Genomic DNA, 26,163 nt, shown 5'->3' on the forward strand with positions numbered 1-26,163 from the left:
AGGATGGGCATCGTGTGGAGCGCGAGGAGCCGGGGACTGCGGGGCGAGGGATTCATTCGGACGGTGGCCGGGCCGGTGGTCGCCGTCGCGGTGCTGACCGGGTGCGGGCCGTCGGTGGTCGACGAGTCGACGGACGTCGCCACCGTGGTCGTCGGCGCCGGAGACGACGCCGCGAGCGAACTGCTCGCCCGGATCTACGCGGGCGCCCTGGCCGGTAGCGGGACCCGGACCGAACTGCGCACCGGGCTCGGCGGCCGCGCCGACTACCTCGCGGCGCTGGACGCGGCCGAGGTGACCCTCGTGCCGGACTACACCGGACGGCTGTTGCGGTACTTCGCCCCGGCTGCGACGGACACGGACGCCGAGGACGTGTTCGAGGCGCTCGCCCGATCCCTGCCCGACGACATGGCGATCACGGACTACGCTGCCGCACAGGATCGTTCGGTGCTGTTCGTCTCCGACGCCACCGCTGCCCGGCTCGGTACCACCGAGTTGGCCGGGATCGTCGGCCGGTGCGGCGAGCTGACCGTGACGGTCACGGGCGGATTCGAGGAGAACGACGGACTGCGGGACATGGCCGAAAGAGGCTGCGTCCCAGGCCGTGTCGAAACCGACGACGCGCCGGGGCCCGCGGCCGGCGGGGGCGTGGCCGCGCTGACGACCGCCTCGGCCGCCGCGCGCGACGCGACGGGCGTCGCGCTGCAGGATGCGCCGGACCGCGCGCCCGGATCCGGTCCGGAGACCGGAACCGGCACGGAGCCACCGGTGTTCACCGCACAGAACGTCATCCCGGTGTTCCGCAAGCACGTCCTCGAGGAACGTCAGCTCGAGGCCCTGAGTCTCGTCGCGGGGGAGCTGACCACCGCCGACCTGGCCGAGATGCTCGACCGGATCGGCGGCGGCGAGGACTCAGCCGTCGTCGCGCAGGCGTGGCTCACCGAGCACGTGTGAGCGCAGGAAGGCGCCGAGCTGTGCCACCGCGTCGGCGGCCTCGCCCACCAGCGCGGCCTGCAGATGGGCCACGTGCCACAGTTCGCGCTGCTCGGTGACCGTCACGTCCACCCCCGCCTCACGCAGCTTCCGGGCGAACTCGGTGACCTGCGGGTACAGCATCTCGCCGGTGCCGACGTGGATCAGCGTCGGCGGCAGGCCGGCCAGGTCTCCGCGCAGCGGCGCGTAGCCGGGGTCGGAGGCGTCGCGGTCGCCGAGATACGCCCGCGCCGACGCCGAGATCCAGGCGGCGTTGAGGACCGTGTCCCGGTCGAAGGGGAAGTCCCGCGAGGCGGGATCGACCCAGGGCGCGATCAGCCCCAGGGCGGCGGGCCGCACCCCGTGCCGGTCGATCAGCCGGCGCGCCGCCGCGACCGTCAGGCCGCCCCCGGCCGAGTCGCCGGCGATCGGGGCGGTCTGCGGGGTCACGCCGTGCTCGGTCACCAGCTCGAGGTACGCACCGACCGCGTCGTCCAGTGCGGCGGGGTAGGGGTGCTCCGGGGCCAGCCGGTAGTCGAGCACGTACACCGCCGAACCCGAGGCCGCGGCCAGGTGCGCGGCCAGGGACCGGTGCGTGGCGGGCGAGGCCACCGTGTACCCGCCCCCGTGCAGGTACAGGACCGCGGTGGGACGTTCGGTGGCGCCGACGGTGACGCGTTCGGCGGGCCGGCCCGCGAGCGTGACCTGCCGCACCACCGTGCCCTCGGGCAGGGTCTGGATCGGCGCGACGAGCTCGAGCAGCCGGCGCTGGACAGGGTACGGCAGCCGCGCGTTGAGGGCGAGCCGGTAGGCCGGCCGCACCGCCGCCCGCACGACGGGCAGGGGGAGCTGGGGCATGACCGCGACCCTAGCCCTTCGGCACGAAGCGGCCACTGACGAATGCGACGACACGCTGATAGGACGGGCCCACCACGCGCACCCAGGCGTCGAGGAACTTCGCGTCGGCGCCGATGAGTACCCGGGCCCTGCCCCTGCGCACGCCCTCGACGATGGTGCGGGCCGCGTCCTCCGGGCTGGTGCGGGCCAGCTTGCGGTCGAAGAACTGGGCGAAGGACTCCTGATCGTCGCCGGCCGGGACGGCGGCGTTGCGGGCGATCGCCGTCTTGATGCCGCCGGGGTGCACGCAGGTGACCTTGACGGGGTGCCGGGCGACCAGCATCTCCTGGCGCAGCGCCTCGGTGAAGCCGCGGACGGCGAACTTCGCGGAGTTGTAGGCGCTCTGACCGGGGATGGCCAGCAGCCCGAACAGGCTCGAGACGTTGACGATGTGGCCGTCCCCGGACGCGACGACGTGGGGCAGGAACGCCTTGGTGCCGTTCACCACGCCCCAGAAGTCGACGTCCATGATCCGCTCGATGTCCTTGAAGTCCGAGCGTTCGAACTCGCCGTGGTAGGCGATGCCGGCGTTGTTGTAGATCTGGTTGACCTGGCCGAAGTGGACGGCGACGGCGTCGGCGTAGTCGAGCACCGCCTCGCGCTGCGTGACGTCGAGGTGATCGGCCTTGACCTCGGCGCCGAGGTCGCGGGCCCGGCGCACAGTCTCGTCCAGCCCGGCGGTGTCGACGTCGGACAGGGCCAGCCGGGCGCCGCGCCGGGCGAGCTCGAGCGCCAGGGCACGGCCGATGCCCGATCCGGCGCCGGTGATCACGGCGACCTTTCCTGCGAACTCGCTCACTGCGCTGCCACCTTCCGGGTGTCGGTCTCGTCGGAGTCACGGACGGTCGCCGGCGTCTGCGCCGGGACCGGGGGGAGGTCCGCCGCGGCGACGCTGCGGTAGGCGTCCAGGTCGAAATGCTTGGTGATGCGGCGGAATTCGAACGTGAAGCTCGGCCACAGGGTGGTGTTGTTGCCGTGCTTGTCGAGGTACCAGCTGGCGCAGCCGCCGTTGCTCCACACGCTGCGCTTCAGGGCGTCCTGCAGGTTGCGGTTGTATTCGCCCTGCACCTCCGGGCGCACCTCGACGGTGCCGATCCGGTGGCGGTCGATCGTCTCGATCGCGTCCACCAGGTAGTTCAGCTGGGATTCGATCATGTACACCATCGAGGTGTGGCCGAGTCCGGTGTTCGGTCCCACGAGGAAGAACATGTTGGGGAAACCGGCGACGGCGGCGCCCTTGTAGCCCTGCATGCCGGTGGCGTCGAAGACGTCCGCCAGGCTGCGGCCGTCCTTGCCGAAGATTCCGGCGAAGGTGGGCGAGTCGGTGACGTGGAAGCCGGTGGCGACGACGATGGCGTCGACCTGGCGGGTGGTGCCGTCGCGGGTGACGATGCCGTCCGCGGTGACCTCGGCGATGCCGTCGGTGATCAGGTCGACGTTCGGCCGGGCCAGCGCGGGGTAGTAGTTGTTCGAGATGAGCATCCGCTTGCAGCCGATCCGGAAGTTCGGGGTGACCTTGCGGCGCAGCTCGGGGTCGGTGATCTGGCGGCGGATGTGCGTGCGGGCGGCGAGCTCGAGCGGCTTCATGAAGACCGGTGCCTTGGCCAGGCCGACGACCTGCGTCTCGCGGGTGAGGTACTGCAGGGCGCGGGACAGGCGCTGGAACCCGGGTACGCGGCGGAACGCGAGCCGCTCGACGGGGGTGTATTCGCGGTCGGCGCGAGGCAGCACCCAGGGCGCGGTGCGCTGGTAGACGTCGAGGCGGGCGACCTTGCCGGCGATGGCGGGCACGATCTGGATTGCGGAGGCTCCGGTGCCGATCACGGCGACGCGCTTGCCGGTCAGGTCCGCGTCGTGGTTCCACCGGGCGGAGTGGAAGATCTCGCCCCGGAACCCTTCGATGCCCGCGATGTCGGGCAGCGACGGCTCGCACAGCGCCCCGACGGCGGAGACGACGATCCGGGCGTCGAACGCACCCTTGGTGGTCTGCACGTCCCAGCGGTGGGTGGCGGTGTTCCAGCGGACGGTCTGCACGTCGCACCCGAAAACGGTGCGGCGGCGTATGTCGTACCTGTCGGCGACCGAGGCGATGTAGGCCTGGATCTCGGGCTGGGGGGAGAAGGACCGCGTCCAGCCGGGGTTGAGGGCGAACGAGTAGGAGTACAGGTTGGACGGGACGTCGCACGCGGCGCCCGGGTACGTGTTGTCGCGCCAGGTGCCGCCGACCTCCGATCCGCGCTCGAGGACCACGAAGTCCTTGCCGGCCCGGGTCAGTCGGACGGCGGCGCCGAGTCCGGCGAACCCGCTGCCGATGATCAGCGTGTCGACCTGACGTGGGTGCGCATCGGTGGCGATGGTGTCTGTAACCGGAAGACTCATGTAAATAAGCGTAGGGCCATATTGAGCGCCGGTCAATAGCCTGTTGACTGCGATTCAACAAGAGTGTTTGCATGGCACCTGTGAAGAGCAACAGCATCAAGCGCACCAGGCTGAGTCCCGCCGAGCGGCGGGCCCAGCTCGTCGACCTCGGCGTGCAACTGCTCGCCGAACGGCCGCTCGAGCAGATCTCCGTCGAGGACATCGCCGACCAGGCGGGGGTGTCGCGCGGGCTGCTGTTCCACTACTTCGCGTCCAAGCACGACTTCCACGTCGAACTCGTCCGGCACACCAGCCGGGACATGCTCGAGCGCACCGCACCCGACGACAGCCTCGAACCGATGGAGATGCTGCGCGGCACGATCGTCGCGTACGTCGACTACGTCACCGACCACCGCGACACCTACCTGTCGATGCTGCGCGGCACCGCGAGCGGGGACCCGGACATGCGGCAGGTCTTCGAGGACACACGCACCGCCATGGTCGATCGCACCGTCGCGTACCTGCCCCGCATCGGCATCGACGCCGGGCCCGCCGTCGCCCTGGCCGTGCGCGGCTGGATCGCGTTCGTCGAGGACACGACGATCGCCTGGCTCCGGGACCCGCAGCTCACCCGCGAGGAGTTCGTCGACCTCGCCGTCGCCGCCCTGCCCGCGCTGGCCCTCGCCGCGGGCGCACCGAATGTCACAGCGGTTCGATCTGAGTGAACGCGTGTGACATTCGGTCACGTCCCGGGGGGCCGGAAACGGCGCGAGCCGGGCCGGCCGCCCCGAAGGGCATGCACGACCCGGCTCGCGTGAGAACCGCGGGGCTACCGCCGGTGACTACCGGCCGAACGCCTTCTCCAGGATCTCCTGCTGCTCGACCGCGTGAACCTTGCTCGAGCCGGAGGACGGAGCCGACATCGCGCGCCGCGACGCCCGCTTGATGCCCGACAGCTTCTCGGGCAGCATCTCCGGCAGCGCCAGACCCAGGAACGGCCACGCTCCCTGGTTGGCCGGCTCCTCCTGCACCCAGAAGAACTCGTGCGCGTTCGGGTACCGGTCGAGCGCCTCGGCGATGCGGCGACGCGGCACCGGGTACAGCTGCTCGATCCGCAGGATCGCGATGTCGTCCCGCTTCTCTTTGTCCTTCTTCGCCTTCAGCTCCCAGTAGAGCTTGCCGGAGGTCAGCAGGACGCGGGTGACCTTGTCGCGGTCGCCGCCCTCGTTCTCGTACAGCGGCTCCTCGAACACCGAGCGGAACTTGCCGGTGGTGAAGTCCTCGAGGTCGCTGACCGCGGCCTTGTTGCGCAGCATCGACTTCGGCGTGAACACCACCAGCGGGCGGCGGATGCCGTCGAGGTGGTGGCGGCGCAACAGGTGGAAGTAGCTCGCGGGCGTGGACGGCATGGCCACCGTCATCGACCCCTCGGCGCACAGCTGCAGGAACCGCTCGATGCGGCCCGAGGTGTGGTCCGGGCCCTGGCCCTCGTGGCCGTGCGGCAGCAGCAGCACCACGTCGGAGAGCTGACCCCACTTGGCCTCGCCGGAGGAGATGAACTCGTCGATGATGGACTGCGCGCCGTTGACGAAGTCACCGAACTGCGCCTCCCACAGCACCAGCGCCTCCGGGTTGCCCACGGAGTAGCCGTACTCGAAGCCCAGGCCCGCGAACTCGGTCAGCGCCGAGTCGTACACCATGAACTTGCCGCCCTTGCCGCCCTCGGCCGCCACCTGCTGCAGCGGGGTGTACTCGGCACCGGACTTGCGGTCGATGAGCACCGCGTGGCGCTGGGTGAAGGTGCCGCGGCGCGAGTCCTGACCGGCCAGGCGCACCAGGGCACCCTGCTCGACCAGCGAACCGAACGCCAGCAGCTCGGCGTACGCCCAGTCGATGTGGCCCTCGCGGGACATCTCCCGGCGCTTCTCGACGACCGGCTTGACGCGCGGATGCACGGAGAAGCCCTCGGGGACGTTCACGAACGCGTCGCCGATCCGCTCGAGCACCGACTTGTCGACCGCGGTGGTCAGCTTCGCCGGCGGCGTCTGGTCGAGCTCGACCGACTCCGACGGTTCCGGCTTGTACTTCTCGAGCTCGCGGACCTCGTTGAAGACCCGTTCGAGCTGGCCCTGGTAGTCGCGCAGCGCGTCCTCGGCCTCTTTGAGCGAGATGTCGCCACGACCGATGAGGGACTCGGTGTAGCTCTTGCGGACGCTGCGCTTGGTGTCGATCACGTCGTACATCGCCGGCTGCGTCATCGACGGGTCGTCGCCCTCGTTGTGGCCGCGACGGCGGTAGCAGATCATGTCGATGACGACGTCCTTGTTGAACTTCTCCCGGAAGTCCACGGCCAGCCGGGCCACCCACACGCACGCTTCCGGGTCGTCCCCGTTGACGTGGAAGATCGGCGCGCCGATCATCTTCGCGACGTCGGTGCAGTACTCCGACGACCGCGAGTGCTCGGGGGCCGTGGTGAAGCCGACCTGGTTGTTGACGACGATGTGCACGGTGCCGCCGGTGCGGTAGCCGCGCAGCAGCGCGAGGTTGAGGGTCTCGGCCACGACGCCCTGGCCGGCGAACGCGGCGTCGCCGTGCAGCAGCAGCGGCATGACGGTGAAGCCGCCCTCGCCCTTGTCGAGGATGTCCTGCTTGGCGCGCACGAGGCCTTCGAGGACCGGGTTGACGGCCTCGAGGTGCGACGGGTTCGCTGTGAGCGACACCTTGATGTCGTTGTCGCCGAACATCTGGATGTAGTTGCCCTCGGCGCCGAGGTGGTACTTGACGTCGCCGGAGCCGTGGGCGGCGGCCGGGTTCAGGTTGCCCTCGAACTCGGTGAAGATCTTCGAGTACGGCTTGCCGACGATGTTGGCCAGCACGTTCAGGCGGCCGCGGTGCGGCATCGCGATGGCGACCTCGTCGAGCTCGTGCTCGGCGGCCTGGTCGATGATCGCGTCCATCATCGGGATGACCGACTCGGCGCCCTCGAGCGAGAACCGCTTCTGGCCGACGTACTTGGTCTGCAGGAAGGTCTCGAACGCCTCGGCGGCGTTGAGGCGGCTGAGGATGTACTTCTGCTGCGCCACGGTCGGCTTGACGTGGTGCGCCTCGACGCGCTCCTGCAGCCACTGCTGCTGCTCGGGATCGAGGATGTGGGTGTACTCCACGCCGACGTGGCGGCAGTAGGCGTCGCGCAGCACCGACAGCACGTCGCGCAGCTTCATGCGCTGCTGACCGTGGAAGCCGCCGACGTTGAACTCGCGGTCGAGGTCCCACAGGGTCAGATCGTGCGTGGTGACGTCGAGGTCCGGGTGCGACCGGAACTTGTCCTTGACGAACTGCAGCGGGTCCGTGTCGGCCATCAGGTGGCCGCGGCTGCGGTAGGCGGCGATCAGCTCGAGGACGCGGGTGCTCTTGTCGACCGCGCCTTCCGGCACGTCCTTGCGCCAGCGGACCGGCTCGTAGGGGATGTGCAGCGTGTGGAAGATCTCGTCGTAGAAATCGTCGCTGATCAGCAGGTTGTGGACGGTCCGCAGGAAGTCGCCGGACTCCGCGCCCTGGATGATGCGGTGATCGTACGTCGAGGTCAGCGTCATCAGCTTGCCGACGCCGAGCTCGGCGATGCGCTCGTCCGAGGCGCCCTGGAACTCGGCGGGGTACTCCATCGCACCGGCACCGATGATGGTGCCCTGACCCGGCATGAGCCGCGGTACCGAGTGCACGGTGCCGATGCCGCCCGGGTTGGTCAGCGAGATGGTGACGCCGGAGAAGTCCTCGGCGGTGAGCTTGCCGTCGCGCGCACGACGGACGATGTCCTCGTACGCGGAGTAGAACTGCGCGAAGTTCATCGACTCGCAGTTCTTGATCGCGGCGACGACGAGCGAACGGTTGCCGTCCTTGCCGGCCAGGTCGATGGCCAGGCCGAGGTTGGTGTGCGCGGGGGTGACCGCGTTCGGCTTGCCGTCGATCTCGGCGAAGTGGCGGTTCATGTTCGGGAACGCCTTCACCGCCTGCACGATGGCGTAGCCGAGCAGGTGAGTGAATGACACCTTGCCGCCGCGGGTACGGGCGAGGTGGTTGTTGATGACGATCCGGTTGTCGACCATCAGCTTCGCAGGGATGGCGCGCACACTGGTGGCGGTCGGGATCGAGAGCGAGGCGTTCATGTTCTTCGCGACGGCAGCGGCAGCGCCACGGAGAACCTTGGACTCTTCCTGGGTGGCCGGCGCGGCGGGCTTCGCGGGGGCCGGCTTGGCGGCGGCGGCGGGCTTCGCGGGGGCCGGCTTGGCGGCGGCGGGCTTGGCCGGTTCCGGAGCGGGAGCCGCCTTGGGTGCCGGTGCGGGCTTCGCCGGGGCAGTAGCGGCCTTCGGCGGAGCCTGGGCCGGGGTGGCCTTCGAGGCGGGGGCGGATTCGGTGGAGGTCGGGGCGGAACTCTGCGCCGGACGCTGGGTCTGCGTGGCGCCGTTCGCGCCACCCGCGACCGCCGCCTCCGGGGAGTAGTCCGTCAGGAATTCGTGCCAGCTGGCGTCCACGGACGACGGATCGTCCTGGAACCGCTGGTACATCTCGTCAACCAACCACTGGTTCTGTCCGAACTGGGAAGTAGAGCTGCTGCTCACGGCAGTTGTTCGCCTCGTTTCTTTCTTCGGTACCCGATCGGAGTGCCTATGTATATGAGGCTAGCCCGCGGCTGTGACGAACAAAAAAGCTCTGCCACGGTCGAGACCTACCTCACAATCTCTGATTCGATGGGATCCCCATCGACGACGGTTCTCGACAGCCGATTATTCCCTGCCCGCATTTGGGCCGCATCACAGAGGGTCGTGTACACGCCTCCGGCGTGCCGCAGTGCGTCGTGCGATCCGGTCTCCACGATGCGCCCGCCGTCGACCACGACGACCAGGTCGGAGCGTGCCGCGGTGGCCAGCCGGTGGGCCACCACCACGGCGGTGCGGCTGCGGGTCACCGACTCGCCCGCCGCGAGCACCGCCCGTTCGGTGCCCGGGTCGAGCGTCGCGGTGGCCTCGTCGAGCAGCAGCAGGTCCGGATCGACGAGTTCGGCCCGGGCCAGCGCCACGAGCTGACGCTGCCCGGCGGACAGGCCCTGCCCGCGCTCGCCGACGGGATGCAGCATGCCGCCGGGCAGACCGGCGATCATGTCGAGGGCCCCCACCGCGCGTGCGGCGGCCTCGATGTCCGCGCGGTCCGCATCGGGCCGCCCGTAGGCGATGTTGCTCGCGACGGTGCCGGTGAACAGGTGCGCCTCCTGCGGGACGACGCCGAGCCGGGCCCGGTACTCGGGCAGGCGATACCCGCGCAGGTCGACGTCGTCGACCCGCACCGAGCCGGACGTCGGATCGTAGAACCGGGCCAGCAGCTTGACGATCGTGGACTTGCCGGCGCCGGTGCGGCCGACGAGCGACACCGTGGAGCCGGCGGGGAAGTGCAGGTCCACGCCGGTGAGCGCGTCGGTGTCGGCCCCCGCGTAGCGGAACCCGACGTCGTCGAGGCGCACGTCGCCGCGCAGGTGTCCCGGGACGGGCACCGTGCCGGTGCCGCCCGTCTCGAGGGAACTCTCGGTGCGCAGCAGGTCGCCGATCCGGCGCAGCCCCACCCGGGCCTGCTGGTAGCCGTCGAACACCTGCGACAACTGCTGGATGGGACCGAACAGCAGGCCGAGGTAGAGCACGAACGCGACGAGCACGCCCGCGGTCGTCGCCCCGGAGGCCACCTCCCGGGCTCCGACGAACACCACCGCGGCCAGCGCGAGGTCGGACAGCAGCGCAATGAACGGGAAGTACAGCGAGATGGCCCGCTGGGAGCGCATCCGGCTGCGCCGGTACGCATCGGCGCGCTCGGCGAACCGGCGGGCCGCGAACTCCTCCCGGCGGTAGGCCTGGGCCGCCCGCAGCCCGGTGACGTTCTCCTGGAAGTCCGCGTTGACCAGGGAGATGCGTTCGCGGGAGACCGAGTAGGCCGTGGACGAGACCCGCCGGAACCACAGCGTCGCCGCGAGCAACGGCGGCACCACCGCCAGCGCCACCAGCCCCAGGGTGAGGTCGGTGGCGAGCAGGGCGACCGAGATCCCGACCAGCGTCAGCACGCTCACCACCGCGGTGGACAACCCGGTCTGGATGAACGAGGAGAGCGCGTCCACGTCCGTGGTCATCCGGGTCATGATGCGGCCGGACAGCTCCCGCTCGTAGTAGTCCAGACCCAGCCGCTGCAGGTGCGCGTAGCTGCGCACCCGCAACCCGAACAGCACCCTTTCGCCGGCGCGGGCGGTGAGCACGATGAGCACCGCGACCACCAGCCAGGCCAGGAGCGCCAGCGCGGCGCCCACTGCGGTGGCCGCCCACAGCCGCGCGGGTTCGCCCGGCGTGACGCCGCGGTCGACGGCGTAACGCACGATCGACGGGAACGCGATCGACGTCAGCGACTCGACCGCCAGGCACAGCACCACCGCCGCCAGCAGCCACCGCACCGGCCGCAGCGTCCGGGAGAGGCGGAACTCGGGGTCGGGGCGCCGCAGCTGTGCCGTGTCCAGCCCCGGTTGCTCGGTGGCCGGGGGCAACGCCTCGACCGCCCGGCGCAGCGCCGGCGTGGGGGCGATCGACCCGAGGGCGCCGCTCATCGGACCGCCGCCGCGGCCACCCCCGCCCGGCCCCGCCTGCGGCGCGGCCGCCCGGACCGCGGCCGGATCGGAGTCGGGCGCCGCCTCCGGCCACAACGCTTCGACGCCGTACCCGTCGGCGCGGTCCGGTTCCGGCGTCTCGTCCTCGGCGCCACTGAGCAGGGCCCGGAACAGGGCGTTGCGCGCCTTGAGTTCGTGGACGGTCCCGGAGTCGACGACGCGACCGCCGTCGAGCACCGCGACCCGGTCGGCGAGCGACAGCGTGGACCGCCGGTGCGCGAGGATCAGCGTGGTGCGCTTCGGGCGCGCCCGCAGCGCCGCGAAGATCGCGGCCTCCGTCTCCGCGTCCACGGCGGAGGTCGCGTCGTCGAGGATCAGCACCCGGGGGTCGAGCAGCAGCGCCCGGGCGAGCGCGACGCGCTGCCGTTGCCCACCCGACAGCGTCAGACCGCGCTCCCCGACGACGGTGTCGTACCCGTCGGGGAGCGCCTCGACGAACTCGTCGGCGCACGCCGCCCGCGCGGCGGCGCGGATCTCCTCGGCGCTCGCCTCGGGCCGGCCCAGCGCGATGTTCGCCGCGATCGTGTCCGAGAACAGGAACGGTTCGTCGAACACCAGGCTCACCGCCTCGCGCAGGTGCTCGGCGCGCAGGGCGGCGACGTCGATCCTGTCGCCGTCGGCGGTGGTGACGTACACGGCGCCGGATTCGGGGGCGTAGAACCGGGGCAGCAGCAGCGACATCGCCGTCTTGCCGGAGCCGGCGGAGCCGACCACGGCGACGGTCTCGCCCGGCGCCAGTTCGAGGTCGAGACCGTCGAGCACGGGCCGGCCGGGCTCGAAACCGAACGTCACCGCGTCGAGGACCAGCCCCAGCGGCCCGTCCGGCAGCGGCACCGGATGCGGCGGGTCGGCGACATCGGGCTCGGTGTCGATCACCTCGTACACCCGCTCGACCGCGGCGCGGGAGAGCTGCGCCATGATCACCACCGAGAACAGCGTGCGCGTCGTCGCGGTCATCGTCGCCAGGTAGGCGGCGAACGCGAGGAACGTGCCGACGGTGACGGTGCCCTGCAGGGCCAGCCAGCCGCCGAGCGCGATCACGGCGACGAGCCCGAGTTGCGGGATGGCACCCATCGGGGCGGCGAACGTGGCGTTGATCCGGGCGGCGCGCATGCGCTCGGCATAGAGGGCGCGGCCGTGCTGTTCGAGCTGGTCCACGGCGCGGGCCTCCTGCCCGAACCCCTTGACCACCCGCACCCCGGTGACGGTCTCCTCCACGTGCTGGGCCAGGTCGGCCGCGCGTTGCTGCGCCGACCACGTCGCCGCGAACAGTTTGGGCCGGACGACGGCGACCACCCCGGCGATCACCGGGACGGTGACGAGGGCGACGAGGGTCAGCAGCGGTGAGAGCACCGCCATGATCACCAGCGCCAGCGCGAACTGCAACAGCGCCCCGGCCGACATGGGGACCATCGCCAGCAGGCCCTGGACGAGTTGCAGGTCGGTGATCGACCGCGACACCACCTGCCCGGTGCGGATCTGGTCCTGGCCGCGCCCGTCGAGCCGCTGCAGCGAGGCGAGCAGCCCGAGCCGCAGGTCGTGCTGCACGTCCAGCGAGAGCCGGCCGGCGAGCATCCGCCGGCCGTACTGACACCCGAACCGCACCAGCGCGCCCACTGCGATCGCCGCCGCCGCCAGCCCGATCAGCTGCAGGTCGTGGCCGTCGGGGTGGGTGGCGCTGTCGAGCGCCAGCTTGGTCAGCAACGGGAACGTGATGTCGATCAGTGCGGCGACGACGGTGACGGTCAGCGCGCCGAGCGCGACGCGGCGATGCTGCCAGGCCTCCGCGCCCAGCCGACGGATCCAACCGGGGGAACGCGCGTCGTGTGCCATCGTCTTCCGACATTAGCGCCGGCCGGGGACACGGGAGGATTCTGCGGCGAGGGGGTGGTTGTTGCGCCCACCACTCGATCGATGCCGCAGCAACCTCCCCTTCGCCGCGAGAACCGCCGTCGGACTCAGACGATGTCGCGGGTCCGGGTGCGCCACCAGCCGAGGCCGCAGATCAGCGCGGTCCAGCCGAGCAGCCCCAGCGGCGCCGCCGGCCACGTCACGGCCGGGTCGACCTCCTCGGGCAGGTCGATGACGGTGAAGACCGTGTACCAGGTGAGCTGCCCGGGCAGCAGCCGGGCGAGTGCGCTCGCCCCGAGGCCGTCGAGGATCAGCGAGACGATCAGCTCCCCGAACGGGATCCAGGCGGTGATCGCCAGGACGCTGCCGGCCGTCGACCCGGTGAGCAGGCCGAGCCCGGCGCCCATGAGGGCCCACAGCATCGCGGCGAACAGGCCGGCGCCGAGGACCGCGGCGACACTGCCCGCACCCGAGCCGTCACCGGCGAGACCACCGCCGAACATCAGGATGGTCAGCATCGACACGGCCTCGACCACCACGCAGTACAGCAGCCCGAACGCGACCGCCGTCGTCAGCTTGGCGGCGATCACCCCGTCGCGGCCGCGCGTGGTCAGGAAACTGGTGACGATGGTGCGGTGCTGGAACTCGCTGCCCGTGTTGACCACCCCGAACAGCGCCGCGAACAGGAACACCAGCGCGAGCGCGACGCTCACCCCGATCGCGGCGGCGGCGGTCTCGGCGAAGCTCTCGCCGACGACGCTTTCGAGCGTGCCGAGGATCGGCAGGGTCAGCGCACCGGAGAACAGGCCCACCACCACCGGGGTGATGCCGAGGATCCACCAGTAGCGCAGGCCCAGGACCTTGCGGAACTCGGCCGTCAGCAACGCGGTCATCGGGGTCCCTCCCAGCCGGTCGGCGAATGCTGTTGCCCGGGCGGGAACGGCCCGGGCGGCGGGAACTGTCCCGGGTAGGGCGGCTGCTGCGGGGGCGTCGGCCCCTGCATGCCCCACCCCGGCGCGGCCCCCACGTACTGCCCGGCCGTCATCGCCAGGAACACCTGTTCGAGGTCGGCGTGCTCGATGCTCGTCCCGAACACCGTCACGCCGTGTCCGGCGGCGAGCGCCGCGACGCGCTCGGGCTCCACCCCGACGATCGCGAGCCGGCCGTCCGGCTGCACCTGCGCGTCGGTGTGGCCCGCCGCGGCCAGCGCCGTCGCCAGGCGGGCCGGGTCGGAGGCGGCGACGAGGACCCGCGCGCGGTGCGCGTGCCGCAGGTCCGCCGTCGTGCCCTGGTGCACGAGCATGCCGCGGCTGATGATCACCAGACGGTCGGCCGTCTGCTCGACCTCCCGCAGGATGTGGCTCGAGATCAGCACGGTGCCCCCGGAACGCGCGTAGCCGAGCAGGAAGTCGCGCAGCCAGGCCATGCCTTCGGGGTCCAGGCCGTTCGCCGGTTCGTCGAGCACGAGGTAGCGCGGTTCGCCGAGCAGCGCGGTGGCCAGGGCCAGCCGCTGCCGCATGCCGAGGGAGAACTCGCCGATCCGCCGTCGGGCGGCCGCGCCGAGCCCGACCAGGTCGAGAACGTGCCGCACCCGGGCCGCCGGCACGCCGATCGCGGCGGCGTACACGTCGAGATGGGTTCCGGCGGTGTGCTTGGGATGGAAGCTCTGCGCGTCCAGCACTGCACCGACCACCCGCGCCGGCTGCGGCAGCGAGGTGAAGGCCATCCCGTCGACGAGCGCGGCACCGGCCGTCGGGCGCACCAGACCGAACAGCATCCGCAGGGTCGTCGTCTTCCCGGAGCCGTTCGGTCCGAGGAATCCCGTGATCGATCCCGGCGGGACGGAGAACGACAGGTCCGACACCGCCGGCACGTTGCGAAAGGTCTTGCTCAGCCCCTGCACGGCGATGCCCGGCGGCGGCGCGGCCGCGTTCGCGTACCCGGCGCCGGCGACCGGCCCCGTCGGGAACGGCGCTGTCATCGATACCCTCCCTGGTGTGGGCCCCTGCTCGGACCCCGCGAGCCTACGTGCCCGGCGCGGCGGACCGGGAGAAGGACCGGTCGAGGAAGGGAAGCACCAGTTCGAGGAATTCGCTCGGGGCGTCGAGCTGCGGGCAGTGCCCGGCGTCCGGAATGATCGCGACCCGTCGCCGGGCCCCGGTGTTCACCCGGCCCGCGGCGCGCGCCGGGGTGATCAGATCCCGCTCGCCCCACACCAGCAGCGCCGGCACGGTCAGGGAGTTCACCATCTCGGGAATCGGCAGCCGGCCCAGTTCGGGGATCACGGCCCGGCCGACGGCCAGCATGGTCTCGATGCTGCGCCGCGTCGCGTAGTTCGCCGCGAACGCGGTGCGCGTGTCGACGCCCAGCCGGTCCGGGCGGTGCAGCGCCGCGCGGGTGTACAGGGCGGCGACGGCGAACTGCACGAGCGCCGGCGGCACGGGCCGGGACAGCGCGCGCGACACCATGTCCAACGGCAGCCGCGCTCCGCCCAGCCAGCTGCGCGGTATGCCGGCCATCCCCGGCATGTCGGCGAGTACGACGCCGTCCACCCGGCGCGGATACGTCGACGCGAACGCCAGCGACGTCACCGCTCCCAGCGAATTGCCGATCAGCGCAACCGGATCCCGGCAGTCGGCGATCACGTCGGCGACGGTGTCGACGTAGTGGTCCAGTACCGGCGCCCGCCAGTGCCCGGCGCTCCGGCCGAACCCCGGCAGGTCGACGGTCAGGACCCGGTGGCGTTCGGTCAGGGCCGGGGCCACCTTGCACCAGGTGCCCCCGTGGTCGGAGTATCCGTGCAGGAGGACCACGGTGCGCGGGCCGGATCCGCTCTCGCGCACGAACACCGTGCCCGCGGACATCTCACCAGCCGGTCAGGGGAGAGGACAGCGCCTGCCAGTTCGGATCGCCGTCCGGCCCGGTGGCCGGTCCGGCGAGCGGCGGACGCTTCGCCGGCCACTGCGCCGGCGGCGGGCCGAACGCATCGCGCGCGTTCGCGATGACCCGCTTGCCCAGCGCGCGGTTGCCCACGCCGCCGATCGCGGCACCGATCCCGGCCGGCACCAGCTTGCCGAACACGAGGGCGCTGCGCTTGGCGAGGTACTTGCGGACGAACGTCCGCGCGAGCGACTTGTTCACGGACCTCAGCTGGGCGCCGGGGATCTTGCCGGTGATCGCCGACGTCCACGTCTTCGCGGTCGTGCCCGTGGCCCGCTCGACGATCTCCATGCCTGCCTCACCCAGTGCCACGGCGAGCACGAGGGCGCGGCGCTGCTCGTGCTCGTGCGGTTCGATCCCGTGCACCGACGCCACCGCAAGCGTCAGCAGCGCGGCAGCCTCGAGGAAGAACGCGGTTTCGGCGCCGACCGCGGCGATCGATGCGAGCGTGCCGATGCCGGGAACGGTCGCGGCGGCACCCGCCGCCGTGCCGCTGCCGGTGACTCCGGTGAGGAAGATCTTCTCCAGCCGCGCAATGATCTGCTCCGGAGTCTCGCCGGGATGGGCGCGCCGCGTCAGTTCGACGTAGCGCGCCACCGCGGGCGCCTGCAGCCTGCTGCCGTTGTCCAGGAGCGTGACGAGATACTTCTCCACGCGTCCCACCCTGTCGGTCATCGTTCCGTCCTCGATCCTCCCGGCCCTCCCGGGCCTGCATGCGCCGCCGTGAGTCCACGGCTGCTCACCCCGTGTACCCCATGGGCGTGTCCTCTATCCCTGTTTACCCTGGGACCGTGACCGGCATCTCGGACGGTGCCCGGCGGCGGCCCGCCCCGTCGCTGCGTCCCTACGTGCGCGGTTACGACGGGTACCGGCTGACGGGATTCGCACCCGGCACCCACCTCGGCCTGCCGTCCCCGGACCTGACCGTCGTGCTCACGATCGGCGCACCGCTCGAACTCGCGCGGGCCGCCGCACCGGGCCAGGGGCCCGGCCGGTTCGGTGCGCTCGCGAGCGGGCTGGCCACCACCGCCGTCACCATCGCCCACGACGGCAACCAGCACGGCATCCAGCTCGCACTCACCCCGGCGGGAGCCCGGGTGCTGCTGGGCGTGCCCGCCGGTGCGCTCGGCGCCTGGGTCGTCGACCTCGAGGAGGTGCTCGGCGCCGCCGCCCGCGAGCTCGGCGAACGGATCGCCGCCACCGGGGCGTGGGAGAGCCGGTTCCGGGTCCTCGACGAGGTGCTCGGCCGGCGGCTCGCCGGCGGGCGCGGCGAGATCGATCCCCGCCTGCGGCACGCGTGGCGCAGGCTGCAGGACCCGCGTTCGCCGGGGCCGCGGATCACCGATCTGGCCGACGAGATCGGCTGGAGCCGAAGGCATCTGACGTCGCGATTCACCGCCGAGTTCGGGGTCGGGCCCAAGGAGGCGGCACGGGTGATCCGATTCGACCGGTCCCGTCGGCTGCTGCGCAGCCCCGGGCCGCACGTGCTCGCCGACGTGGCCGCCCGGTGCGGGTTCTACGACCAGGCCCACCTCGCGCGGGAATGGCGCGAGATCGCCGGGGTCCCGCCGTCGCGCTGGCTGCGCGACGAGCAGTTCCCAATCGTCCAAGACGGCGACCCGGCCGTCGACGAACACTGGCAGACATGACCACGACAGCACTCACCACAACCGTGTGGCCCTGCCTCTCCTACACCGATGCCCGGGCGGCGATCCGCTTCCTCGTCGACGCGTTCGGCTTCACCGAGAACGCCGTCTACGGCGACGGCGACCGCGTCGACCACGCCGAGCTGAGATGGCCGCACGGCGGCGGCGTCATGCTCGGCTCGGCCGGTCGGGGCGGCCCGATCGAGACGCCCGCCGGCACCGGCTGCATCTACCTCGTCGCCCCCGATACCACCGCCGTCGACACGCTGCACGAACGCGCCGTGGCCGCGGGCGCCACGATCGTCGTCGCCCTGCACGACACCGACTACGGCTCACACGACTTCACGTGCCGGGACCCGCAGGGGGTGTACTGGAGCTTCGGAACCTATCCGGGCGCGTGAATCACGCGCCGTGACCGGCCGGCACCGCCTCCTGCGCCCGCGGCGGGGGCGGTGGCGTGCCGTCACCGAACGGCTTGCCGCCCAGCTCTTCCCGGCCGTGCGGCGTCAGCCACCCCCTCAGGTCGGGGCCCTTCGGCACGATCTGCGTCGGATTGATGTCGGCGTGCACGATGTAGTAGTGCTCCTTGATCTGCACGAAGTCGATCGTGTCGCCGAAGCCCGGCGTCTGGAACAGGTCCCGGGCGTACCCCCACAGCGCCGGCATCGACGAGAGCAGACCCCGGTTGCACTTGAAGTGCCCGTGGTAGACGGCGTCGAAGCGGGCCAGCGTGGTGAACAGCCGGACATCCGCCTCGGTGATCGTCTCGCCCACCAGGTACCGGCGCGAACTCAGCCGTTCCTCGAGCCAGTCCAGCCGCGCGAACAGCCGGTCGAAGGCGCGGTCGTACGCGCGCTGCGACCCGGCGAACCCGCACCGGTACACGCCGTTGTTGATGTCCTGGTAGACGAGCTGGGCCACCTCGTCGATCTCGTCGCGCAACGGCTCCGGGTAGAGGTCGGGGGCGCCGTCGCGGTGCAGCGCCGTCCACTCCGTGGAGAAGTCCAGGGTCATCTGCGCGTAATCGTTGGTGACCACCCGGCCGGTGGGCACGTCCACGACGGCCGGGACCGTGATGCCCCGTGGGTACTCGGGGTCCCGGGCGAAGTACGCGTCCTGCAACCGCGGGATCTGCAGCACCGGATCCACCCCGCCCGGGTCGAGATCGAACGTCCAGCTGCGCTCGTCGTGCGTGGGCCCGCACAACCCCAGCGACAGCGCGTCCTCGAGCCCCAGCAGCCGGCGCACGATGAGCGTGCGATTCGCCCACGGGCAGGCGCGGGCGGCGATCAGCCGGTATCGGCCCGCCTCCACCGGATACCCGTCGCGCCCGTCGGCGGTGATGCGCGTGGTGATGTAGTGCGTGTCGCGGCTGTACTCGGCGCCGGGCGTGACATACCCGTCGCTGTCGCCTCCGGAGTGCTCGTTCACAGGGCTCCCTTCGCTCGGTGCGGCCCGTTCAGACGCTAGCCGGTACGGCCACCGAGGTGTGGGTACCCAGTTCGGTGTATCCCAGCACCGCGGCCAGGCCACGGCCCGCGGTGTTGTCGCGCCGGGCCCGCCACTGCGGGATCAGCCCGGCGTCGAGCGCGTCGTGCGTCGCGAGCGTCGCGACCGTCGCCGCCAGACCGATCCGGCGGTGCTCCGGCACGGTCAGTGCCGTCACGTCCGCCAGGATCGACTGCACCTCCCGGTACACCGCCCCCGACAGCGGCCGGTGGTCGTCGTCGAGCAGCACGAACGACGAGGCCTCCCCGTTCACATTCTCGAGTCCCGCCTCGGTCGCGTCGTCGGGTGGGCAGCGCCGCAACAGCTCCGCGAGATCGTCGACCTCGTGGGAGATCAGCGGATCGCGCACCCGCGTCGCGTCGACCCAGTCGGCGCAGTAACTCAGCGCGTGGCTGCGCACCGCGCGGCCGCGGGTCAGGTCGAGCAACGCCGACGCGTCCAGCTCCGCGTCGGGCACCGCCGCGACGGCCTCGACCGCCCAGCTCGGACCCACCACCGCGGTGGCCTCACCGAGGCGCAGCACCCGGACCAGCGCGGACGCGTCGTCCACCCGCGTCACCCGTCCCGGCGCGGCGAGCGCTCCGTCGTCGAGCCCGAGTTCGCGGCACCAGGCCAGCCGCACGATGTCCAGGAGATGTCCGTCCACGGCGCTACCGTAGACGCCTACGAGCGGAGGACGTGCGGGTGGAGACCGAGACAAATCCGTGGCCGGCGCTGTGGGCGCTGTGCCTCGGGTTCTTCATGATCCTGGTGGACAGCACCATCGTGGCGGTCGCCAACCCGGCGATCATGCGGGCGCTGGATACCGACATCAACAACGTCGTGTGGGTCACCAGCGCGTACCTGCTGGCATACGCGGTGCCGCTGCTGGTCACCGGCCGCCTCGGCGACCGGTTCGGCCCGAAGCGCGTCTACCTGGCGGGCCTGGTGCTGTTCACCGCGGCGTCGTTGTGGTGCGGATTGTCCGGCACCGTCGCCGCCCTCGTGGTCGCCCGGGTCTTCCAGGGCCTCGGCGCGGCCCTGATGACCCCGCAGACGATGGCGATCATCACCCGCACCTTCCCGCCCGACCGGCGAGGCACCGCGATGGGCCTGTGGGGCGCGGTGGCGGGGGTCGCGACCCTCGTGGGCCCGCTGGCCGGCGGTGTCCTCGTCGACAACCTCGGCTGGGAATGGATCTTCTTCGTGAACGTGCCGGTCGGGATCGTCGGTTTCGTCCTCGCGGCGCGGCTGGTCCCGGCGCTGCCCACCCATCCGCACCGGTTCGACCTCCTCGGCGTGCTGCTCAGCGGCGCGGGCATGTTCTGTCTCGTGTTCGGTATCCAGGAGGGCAACTCCTACGACTGGTCCACTCCCGTGTGGGTGCTGATCGCCGCCGGGGTGGCGCTGCTGGCGGTGTTCGTGTGGTACCAGTCCCGGGGGCGCGGGGAGCCGCTCGTTCCGCTCGGCCTGTTCCGCGACCGCAACTTCTCGCTGGCCAACATCGGCATCGCCACGATGGGCTTCTCGGTCACCGCGATGGTGCTGCCGCTGATGTTCTACGCCCAGGGCGTGCGCGGCTGGACACCCACGGAGTCGGCGTTGCTGATGGCCCCGATGGCGGTCCTCACCGGCGTGCTCGCCCCGATGGTCGGGCGGCTCGTGGACCGGACCCATCCGCGCTACATCGCCGGCACCGGATTCGCGCTGCTCGCCGTGTCGCTGGCGTGGCTGGCCGCGGTGATGACGCCCGACTCGCCGGTGTGGCAGCTGCTGCTGCCGATCGCCCTCATGGGCGCCGCGATGGCCGGCATCTGGTCGCCGCTGGCCGCCACCGCGACGCACGGCCTGCCGCCGCATCAGGCGGGGGCCGGGTCGGGTGTCTACAACACCACCCGGCAGGTCGGTGCCGTCCTGGGCAGCGCCGCCGTGGGTGCGCTCATCACGTCCCGCCTCGCCGTGCACGGGTTGGCCGGCGGCGGTGCCGGCGAGGGCGGGACGACGGCCCTGCCCGAGCCGGTGCGCGCGCCGTTCGCCGCCGCCATGGCCGAGTCGACGCTGCTGCCTGCCGCGGTCCTGCTCGTCGGCTTCGCCGCGGCGCTGTTCTTCGCGCGGCCCGTGCGCACCGAGCCGGCGCCGAGACCACCCCTCGAGCAGCGCCGCACGCTCGCCTAGTGTGGCGCGCATGACGCAGACCACACATCCCACCCGCCTCGAGCGCCACACCACCGCGGCCGGTGCCGAGGTCGCCGTGCTCACCGTCGCGCACGGCACGCTGAACCTGTTCGACCGGGCCCTGTTCGACGCCGTGATCGCCGACATCACCGCGCTCGTGGCCGCGCCGCCGCGCGCGGTACTGATCCGCGCGGAAGGCAAGGTCGTCTCCGGCGGGGTGGACGTCCACCTGTTCGACGGCCTCGACGCCGGGCAGGGCGCGCAGCTGTGGCAGGACCTGTTCGCGCAGATCATCCACCCGCTCGAGGCCCTGCCGTGCCCCGTGGTGTTCGCCGCGCACGGGCTCACCCTCACTGCGGCGTTCGAGATCTCCCTCGCCTGCGACATCGTCCTCGCGGCGCCGGGCGCGAAGTTCGGGCTGGTGGAAACCGTCGTCGGTCTGACCCCGTCGATGGGCGGGCCGCAGCGGCTGGCCGAGCGTGCCGGCTCCGGCCGCGCACGCGAACTGGTGATGACCGGCGACCTCTACGACGCCGAGACGCTGCGGTCGTGGGGCGTGGTCAACGCGGTCCACGAGGACGTGGATTCCGCCGCACGCGCCCTGGCGGACCGGCTCGCCGACGGCCCCACCCGCGCCCACGACGCCACCAAGCAGATCATCGGCGCGTGGCGGTCCGGTGGCGTCGCGCACGCCGACTCGGAGACCCCGGACGTCTCCGGCGCGCTGTTCGGCACCGACGACCTGAAGGGTGCCGTGCGCAGCTTCCTCACTGTCGGCCCGGGGAAGGCGTCGTACACCGGAAGGTGAGCCGATCCCGCCCCCAGTTGTGACCCGCGCCATATAGTGCAGGCACACGACGAGGCGGAGGTGACGATGTCGGTGGCGGTGGTCCGGGTTTCGTGCGCAGCGGGGTGGTTCCGTGACGAGCGTGTCAGTCGCCGACTGGACGGTGTCCTGCGGTACGAGGACCTCGAGCCGTGCCTGGCCGAGCTGCTCGACCGCAGCGCGCTGCGGCACTCCGCCCGCGTCGCCGCCGTCGACCGGGCCGGCAACGCCCTCACCTACGGGCAGATGTGGTCGTCGGCGGCACGGGTGGCGGGTGGACTGCTCGATCAGGGCGTGGGCCCGGCCGACCGGGTGGTCGTCCACTATCCGAACGGGTTCCGCTGGCTGTACGCGTTTCTCGGGGTGGTCCTCGCCGGTGGGGTGCCGGTGCTGCCGGATCCGACGTGCAGCGATCCGGAACTCGAGTGGATCGCCGACGACAGCGGCGCCGTCCTGACCCTCGACGGCGAGCTGCCCGACGGGGTGGCGTTCCTGGACGAGGGCGCCGCCCCGGACGAGCTCGCGGTGCTGTACTACGTGCGCAAACGCGGCGGGGGACTGCACGGGGTGGAGCTGACCAACGAGAACATCCTCTCCACGATCGAGGCCGTGGTGCACGCGATGGACCTGACCGCGGAGGGGGCGCGCACGGTGCTCACCGCACCGCTGTCCACGGCGGCGGGCAGCGCCGTGCAGCTGTTGCCCACCCTGGCGGCCGGCGGCACCGTCGTCGCCGCCGGGGCCCGAGGGGTGCGGGTGCCGTGGCGGCACCTGCGCGCGTCGTTCCCCGCGGCGAGGTGCGTACGCGGCTGGGGGGTGGCCGAAACCGGCGGCATCGGGCTGCTGCTGCCCACCGACCAGCGGGCCGCGCACCCGCGCAGCGTCGGAGTTCCGTTCGGCGGCATGGAGGTCGCGCTCCTCGGCCCGGCCGCCGATCAAGGCGTCGGCGAACTGCTGTGCCGCGGTCCCAGCGTCGCGCGCCGCTACTGGAACGACCCGGAATCGACCGCCGAGACCTTCGACGACGGCTGGTTCCACACCGGCGACCAGGTGCACATCGACGGGGACGGCTTCGTCACGCCCGTCGCCGTCCGGGTGTCGTGACACGGCGGTACGGCCGGTCCGCCGCCGCCGCCGGGTTCGGTTGCGGTATAAGCGAATGGACCGCGGTACGCGCGGTCGGCTACCGAATCCTGTGAAAGGTGTGCGCGCATGTCCGACGAGGTCCTGCTCGAGCGTCGCGGTCGAATCCTGGTGATCACCATCAACCGGCCCGAGGCCCGCAATGCCGTCAACGCGGCCGTCAGCCACGCCCTCGCCGCCGCCGTCGACGAACTCGACGCCGATCCCGACCTGTCCGTGGGCGTGCTCACCGGTGCGGGTGGCAACTTCTGTGCCGGCATGGATCTCAAGGCGTTCGTCGCCGGGGAGAACGTCGCGGTGCCGGGCAAGGGCCTCGGCTTCACCGAGGCGCCGCCGCGCAAACCGATCATCGCCGCCGTCGAGGGCTTTGCGCTGGCCGGCGGCACCGAACTCGTCCTCGCCACGGATCTCGTGGTCGCCGCCGCGGACGCCAGGTTCGGCATCCCGGAGGTCAAGCGCGGACTCGTCGCCGCGGGCGGCGGCCTGCTGCGCCTGCCCACCCGGATCCCGTATCAGAAGGCGATGGAACTGGCCCTCACCGGCGACGCGTTCACCGCCGAGGAGGCCCACGGGTACGGCTTCGTCAACGTTCTCACCGAGCCGGGCGGCGCGCTGGAGGGTGCCCTGGCCCTCGCCGAACGGATCACGGCCAACGGCCCGCTCGCCGTGGCGGCCACCAAGGAGGTCATCGCCAAGGCCGCCGACTGGCCGGCGGACGAGGCCTTCGACAGGCAACGCGAGATCGTCGGCCCGGTGTTCGTGTCCGAGGACGCCCGCGAGGGCGCGACGGCGTTCGCGGAGAAGCGTTCCCCGGTCTGGAAGGGCCGCTGACGACCCGCGTCCCTTCCGCGCGGCCGCGGAAGGGACGCGTCGACGAAGGAGGATCGTGCTCGCCGAACTGCACGTCCACATCGAGGGCACTCTCGAACCGGAGCTGATCTTCGCTCTGGCCGAGCGCAACCGGGTCGCGCTCCCGTACGCCGACCTCGCGGAACTGCGCAGCCGGTACGAGTTCACCGATCTGCAGTCCTTCCTCGACCTGTACTACGCGAACATGCAGGTGCTGCGGACGGCCGAGGACTTCGCCGATCTCGCGCGGGCGTACCTGCGCCGGGCGGCGCAGGCCGGCGTGACGCGGGCCGAGTTCTTCTTCGACCCGCAGGCGCACACGAGCCGCGGCGTGCCGCTGACGGAGGTGGTCGAGGGCCTCGCGGACGCCGTCGCGGCGGGCCGGCGAGAGTTCGGCGTCGATGCGGCGATGATCGCCTCCGTCGTGCGGGACCGGCCCGTGCACGAGGCCGAGGAGGTGTTCGGGGAGCTGCTGCGCCTGTCGGCTCCGATCATCGGGCTGGGCCTGGACTCTGCGGAGGTGGGCTATCCGCCGTCGCTGTTCGAGGACGTGTTCGCCCGCGCCCGCGCCGAGGGCCTGCACACGGTCGCCCATGCGGGAGAGGAGGGCCCGCCCGAATACGTGTGGCAGGCACTGGATCTGCTCGGGGCCGAACGCATCGACCACGGCATCCGATCCCTCGAGGACCCCCTCCTCGTCACGCGCCTCGTGGACGAGCAGATTCCGCTCACGGTCTGTCCGCTGTCCAATGTCCGTTTGCGCGTGGTGGATTCGCTCGAGCGGCATCCGCTGCCGCGCATGCTCGAGGCGGGTCTGCTGGTGACCGTCAACTCCGACGATCCGGCGTACTTCGGTGGGTACGTCGACGACACGTTCGCGGCGCTGCGCGATCGGCTCGGGCTCACGTCCGATCAGCGGGAGACGTTGGCGCGCAATTCGATCGCGGCGTCCTTCGGCTAGCCCGCGGCCTACGGGCCGAGCACGCGGTCCAGGTACGGGTTGGCGAAGGTGCGCTGCGGGTCGACGCGGTCGCGGACGGCGAGGAAGTCGTCGAAGCGCGGATACGTCGTGCGCAGGTCGGCCGCGCTGCGGCCGTGCATCTTGCCCCAGTGCGGCCGTCCGTCCACGGCGCGGGCGATCGCCTCGACCGCATCGAAGTACGCCCGGTGCTCGCGCCGGTGGTACTGGTGCACGGCGAGGTACGCGCTGTCGCGGCCGTGTGCCGTCGACAGCCACACGTCGTCGGCGGCGGCGAAGCGTACCTCGACGGGAAAAGCGACACGGAAGTCGTTGCGGGAGAGCCACGCATCGATCTCGGTGAGCACGTCGGTCACCGAGCCGACGGGTACGGCGTACTCCATCTCCCGGAACCGGACCCGGCGCGGGGAGGCGAAGACGCGATAGCTGCGGTCGACGAACTCCCGCGGCGACAGCGTCCGGGCGGCGAACTCGTTGAGCCGCGGGATGGTCGCGGGGGCGCGGGTCGCGACGCGCTGGACGACCTCGAACATGCCGTTGGCGAGCACCTCGTCGTCGACGAAGCCCCGTACCCGGCCCACCGGGGCGCCGGGCGCGTCGGCGGGCAGCCGGGTGTTGCGCTTGGTGAGCACCCGGTCGGTGTGCGGGAACCAGTAGAACTCGAAGTGGTCGACGGCGAGCCGGTCGCGCTCGAGCACGGCGAGGGTGTCGTGCAGCGTGCCGGGCGCTTCCGCGGCGTGCAGCGCGAAGGCGGGCACGCACTCGAGTGTGATCGTGGCGAGGATGCCGACGGCGCCGAGGCCGAGCCGGGCGGCCTCGTAGAGTTCCGGGTGGTCGTCGGGGGAGCAGTGCACGACGGAACCGTCGGCGAGCACCACGGTGGCGGCGCGGGCGACGGTGGCGAGGCCCCCGAATCGCGCGCCGGTGCCGTGGGTGCCGGTGGACATCGCGCCGGCGAGCGACTGCACGTCGATGTCCCCGAGGTTGGGCACGGCCAGACCCTGGTCCCACAGGAGCCGGTTGAGATCCCGCAGCCGGGTGCCGGCCCGCACGGTGACGAGCGCACCGGCGGAGGTGGGCCGGACGTCCTCGATGCCGGTGAAGCGGTCGAGGGAGACGAGCACGCCGTCGGTGACGGCGGCGCCGCTGAACGAGTGTCCCGCCCCGACCGCCTTGACGCGCAGGCCCCGCTCGGATGCGCGTGCGACGACGGCGGCGATCTCGTCCAGGGATTCCGGAGTCTCGTACGCGCGCGGCGTCGCGGATTCGGTGCGCGCCCAGTTGCGCCAGGTGGCTGCGGGACGGTCGGTGGCCATGGGGCAATCATCGACTTGGACGACCGTCCAGGTCA

Annotated in this window: 21 protein-coding genes; 9 read left to right on the forward strand and 12 right to left on the reverse strand. The window is 71.8% G+C overall.

The features are described from left to right. The first annotated feature begins 3 nt into the window (after nt 1–3). Nucleotides 4–951 (forward strand): glycine betaine ABC transporter substrate-binding protein, encoded by a 948-nt coding sequence (locus tag ISO16_RS26105; protein ID WP_072634742.1) that lies wholly within the window; start codon nt 4–6, stop codon nt 949–951. Here ISO16_RS26105 and ISO16_RS26110 read toward each other — a convergent pair. Genes ISO16_RS26110 through ISO16_RS26120 form a run of 3 tightly spaced genes read right to left on the reverse strand, consistent with a single transcriptional unit; the run spans nt 910 to nt 4,245 of the window. Further along, nucleotides 910–1,827 carry an alpha/beta hydrolase gene (locus tag ISO16_RS26110; RefSeq protein ID WP_072634743.1) on the reverse strand — a complete coding sequence of 306 codons (918 nt, stop codon included), beginning with the start codon at nt 1,825–1,827 and terminating at the stop codon, nt 910–912. The two genes, ISO16_RS26105 and ISO16_RS26110, sit on opposite strands and share 42 nt — an antisense overlap. 10 nt (nt 1,828–1,837) lie before the next feature. Further along, a complete protein-coding gene (locus ISO16_RS26115; protein WP_072634744.1) occupies nt 1,838–2,665 on the reverse strand; it encodes an SDR family NAD(P)-dependent oxidoreductase in 828 nt (275 codons plus the stop codon). Next, nucleotides 2,662–4,245: a flavin-containing monooxygenase gene (locus tag ISO16_RS26120; protein ID WP_072634745.1), complete on the reverse strand. Its 1,584-nt coding sequence runs from the start codon at nt 4,243–4,245 to the stop codon at nt 2,662–2,664. Before ISO16_RS26120 ends, ISO16_RS26115 begins: the two co-directional genes overlap by 4 nt. Nucleotides 4,246–4,316: 71 nt before the next feature. Here ISO16_RS26120 and ISO16_RS26125 point away from each other — a divergent pair, with 71 nt between their 5' ends. Beyond that, nucleotides 4,317–4,949, forward strand: coding sequence for a TetR/AcrR family transcriptional regulator (locus ISO16_RS26125; RefSeq protein WP_072634746.1), 633 nt, complete (start codon nt 4,317–4,319; stop codon nt 4,947–4,949). A gap of 117 nt (nt 4,950–5,066) precedes the next feature. Here ISO16_RS26125 and ISO16_RS26130 read toward each other — a convergent pair whose 3' ends face one another. The 6 genes from ISO16_RS26130 to ISO16_RS26155 form a co-directional block, all read right to left on the reverse strand. Further along, complete coding sequence (locus tag ISO16_RS26130) at nt 5,067–8,840, reverse strand: multifunctional oxoglutarate decarboxylase/oxoglutarate dehydrogenase thiamine pyrophosphate-binding subunit/dihydrolipoyllysine-residue succinyltransferase subunit (RefSeq protein ID WP_072634747.1); 3,774 nt, start codon at nt 8,838–8,840, stop codon at nt 5,067–5,069. Nucleotides 8,841–8,947: 107 nt separating this feature from the next. Further along, a complete protein-coding gene (locus ISO16_RS26135) occupies nt 8,948–12,748 on the reverse strand; it encodes an ABC transporter ATP-binding protein (protein WP_072634748.1) in 3,801 nt (1,266 codons plus the stop codon). A 125-nt stretch (nt 12,749–12,873) separates the two neighbouring features. Then, nucleotides 12,874–13,659, reverse strand: a complete 786-nt coding sequence (locus tag ISO16_RS26140) for an ABC transporter permease (RefSeq protein ID WP_072634749.1) — start codon at nt 13,657–13,659, stop codon at nt 12,874–12,876. After that, the gene (locus tag ISO16_RS26145) at nt 13,656–14,747 is read right to left on the reverse strand and encodes an ABC transporter ATP-binding protein (protein ID WP_072634750.1); all 1,092 of its coding nucleotides are present in this window, start codon (nt 14,745–14,747) and stop codon (nt 13,656–13,658) included. The genes ISO16_RS26140 and ISO16_RS26145 overlap by 4 nt, the downstream gene beginning before the upstream one ends. A 43-nt stretch (nt 14,748–14,790) precedes the next feature. Next, entirely contained in the window at nt 14,791–15,630 is an 840-nt protein-coding gene (locus tag ISO16_RS26150; protein ID WP_072634751.1) for an alpha/beta fold hydrolase, read from the reverse strand. 1 nt (nt 15,631) lies between these two features. After that, nucleotides 15,632–16,381: a hypothetical protein gene (locus ISO16_RS26155; RefSeq protein WP_170914059.1), complete on the reverse strand. Its 750-nt coding sequence runs from the start codon at nt 16,379–16,381 to the stop codon at nt 15,632–15,634. A 116-nt stretch (nt 16,382–16,497) separates the two neighbouring features. Here ISO16_RS26155 and ISO16_RS26160 point away from each other — a divergent pair, with 116 nt between their 5' ends. Together ISO16_RS26160 and ISO16_RS26165 are read left to right on the forward strand one after the other, a co-directional pair. Continuing rightward, on the forward strand, nt 16,498–17,355 hold the full coding sequence (locus tag ISO16_RS26160; protein WP_006938721.1) for a helix-turn-helix transcriptional regulator: 858 nt from the start codon (nt 16,498–16,500) through the stop codon (nt 17,353–17,355). Next, on the forward strand, nt 17,352–17,753 hold the full coding sequence (locus tag ISO16_RS26165; protein WP_072634752.1) for a VOC family protein: 402 nt from the start codon (nt 17,352–17,354) through the stop codon (nt 17,751–17,753). The genes ISO16_RS26160 and ISO16_RS26165 overlap by 4 nt, the downstream gene beginning before the upstream one ends. 1 nt (nt 17,754) lies before the next feature. Here ISO16_RS26165 and ISO16_RS26170 read toward each other — a convergent pair whose 3' ends face one another. Continuing rightward, nucleotides 17,755–18,783 (reverse strand): glutathione S-transferase family protein, encoded by a 1,029-nt coding sequence (locus tag ISO16_RS26170; RefSeq protein WP_072634753.1) that lies wholly within the window; start codon nt 18,781–18,783, stop codon nt 17,755–17,757. Nucleotides 18,784–18,811: 28 nt separating this feature from the next. Next, nucleotides 18,812–19,507, reverse strand: a complete 696-nt coding sequence (locus ISO16_RS26175) for a GNAT family N-acetyltransferase (protein WP_072634754.1) — start codon at nt 19,505–19,507, stop codon at nt 18,812–18,814. Nucleotides 19,508–19,545: 38 nt separating this feature from the next. Here ISO16_RS26175 and ISO16_RS26180 point away from each other — a divergent pair, with 38 nt between their 5' ends. From ISO16_RS26180 to ISO16_RS26200, 5 genes are all read left to right on the forward strand, one after another. Further along, nucleotides 19,546–21,015, forward strand: coding sequence for a DHA2 family efflux MFS transporter permease subunit (locus ISO16_RS26180; RefSeq protein ID WP_072634755.1), 1,470 nt, complete (start codon nt 19,546–19,548; stop codon nt 21,013–21,015). Nucleotides 21,016–21,025: 10 nt separating this feature from the next. Next, nucleotides 21,026–21,823 (forward strand): enoyl-CoA hydratase/isomerase family protein, encoded by a 798-nt coding sequence (locus ISO16_RS26185; protein WP_006938708.1) that lies wholly within the window; start codon nt 21,026–21,028, stop codon nt 21,821–21,823. Nucleotides 21,824–21,889: 66 nt separating this feature from the next. Next, nucleotides 21,890–22,945, forward strand: coding sequence for a class I adenylate-forming enzyme family protein (locus ISO16_RS26190; RefSeq protein WP_029542511.1), 1,056 nt, complete (start codon nt 21,890–21,892; stop codon nt 22,943–22,945). Between the two features lie 108 nt (nt 22,946–23,053). After that, complete coding sequence (locus tag ISO16_RS26195) at nt 23,054–23,815, forward strand: crotonase/enoyl-CoA hydratase family protein (RefSeq protein ID WP_006938704.1); 762 nt, start codon at nt 23,054–23,056, stop codon at nt 23,813–23,815. 55 nt (nt 23,816–23,870) lie between these two features. Further along, on the forward strand, nt 23,871–24,794 hold the full coding sequence (locus ISO16_RS26200; protein ID WP_029542515.1) for an adenosine deaminase: 924 nt from the start codon (nt 23,871–23,873) through the stop codon (nt 24,792–24,794). Nucleotides 24,795–24,802: 8 nt separating this feature from the next. On the opposite strand, the gene ISO16_RS26205 is transcribed toward ISO16_RS26200, so the two are convergent. After that, nucleotides 24,803–26,128, reverse strand: a complete 1,326-nt coding sequence (locus ISO16_RS26205; protein ID WP_029542516.1) for a D-arabinono-1,4-lactone oxidase — start codon at nt 26,126–26,128, stop codon at nt 24,803–24,805. Nucleotides 26,129–26,163: the final 35 nt, after the last annotated feature.

It is taken from the genome of Rhodococcus sp. M8 (assembly GCF_015654185.1).
Lineage (GTDB): Bacteria > Actinomycetota > Actinomycetes > Mycobacteriales > Mycobacteriaceae > Rhodococcus > Rhodococcus aetherivorans.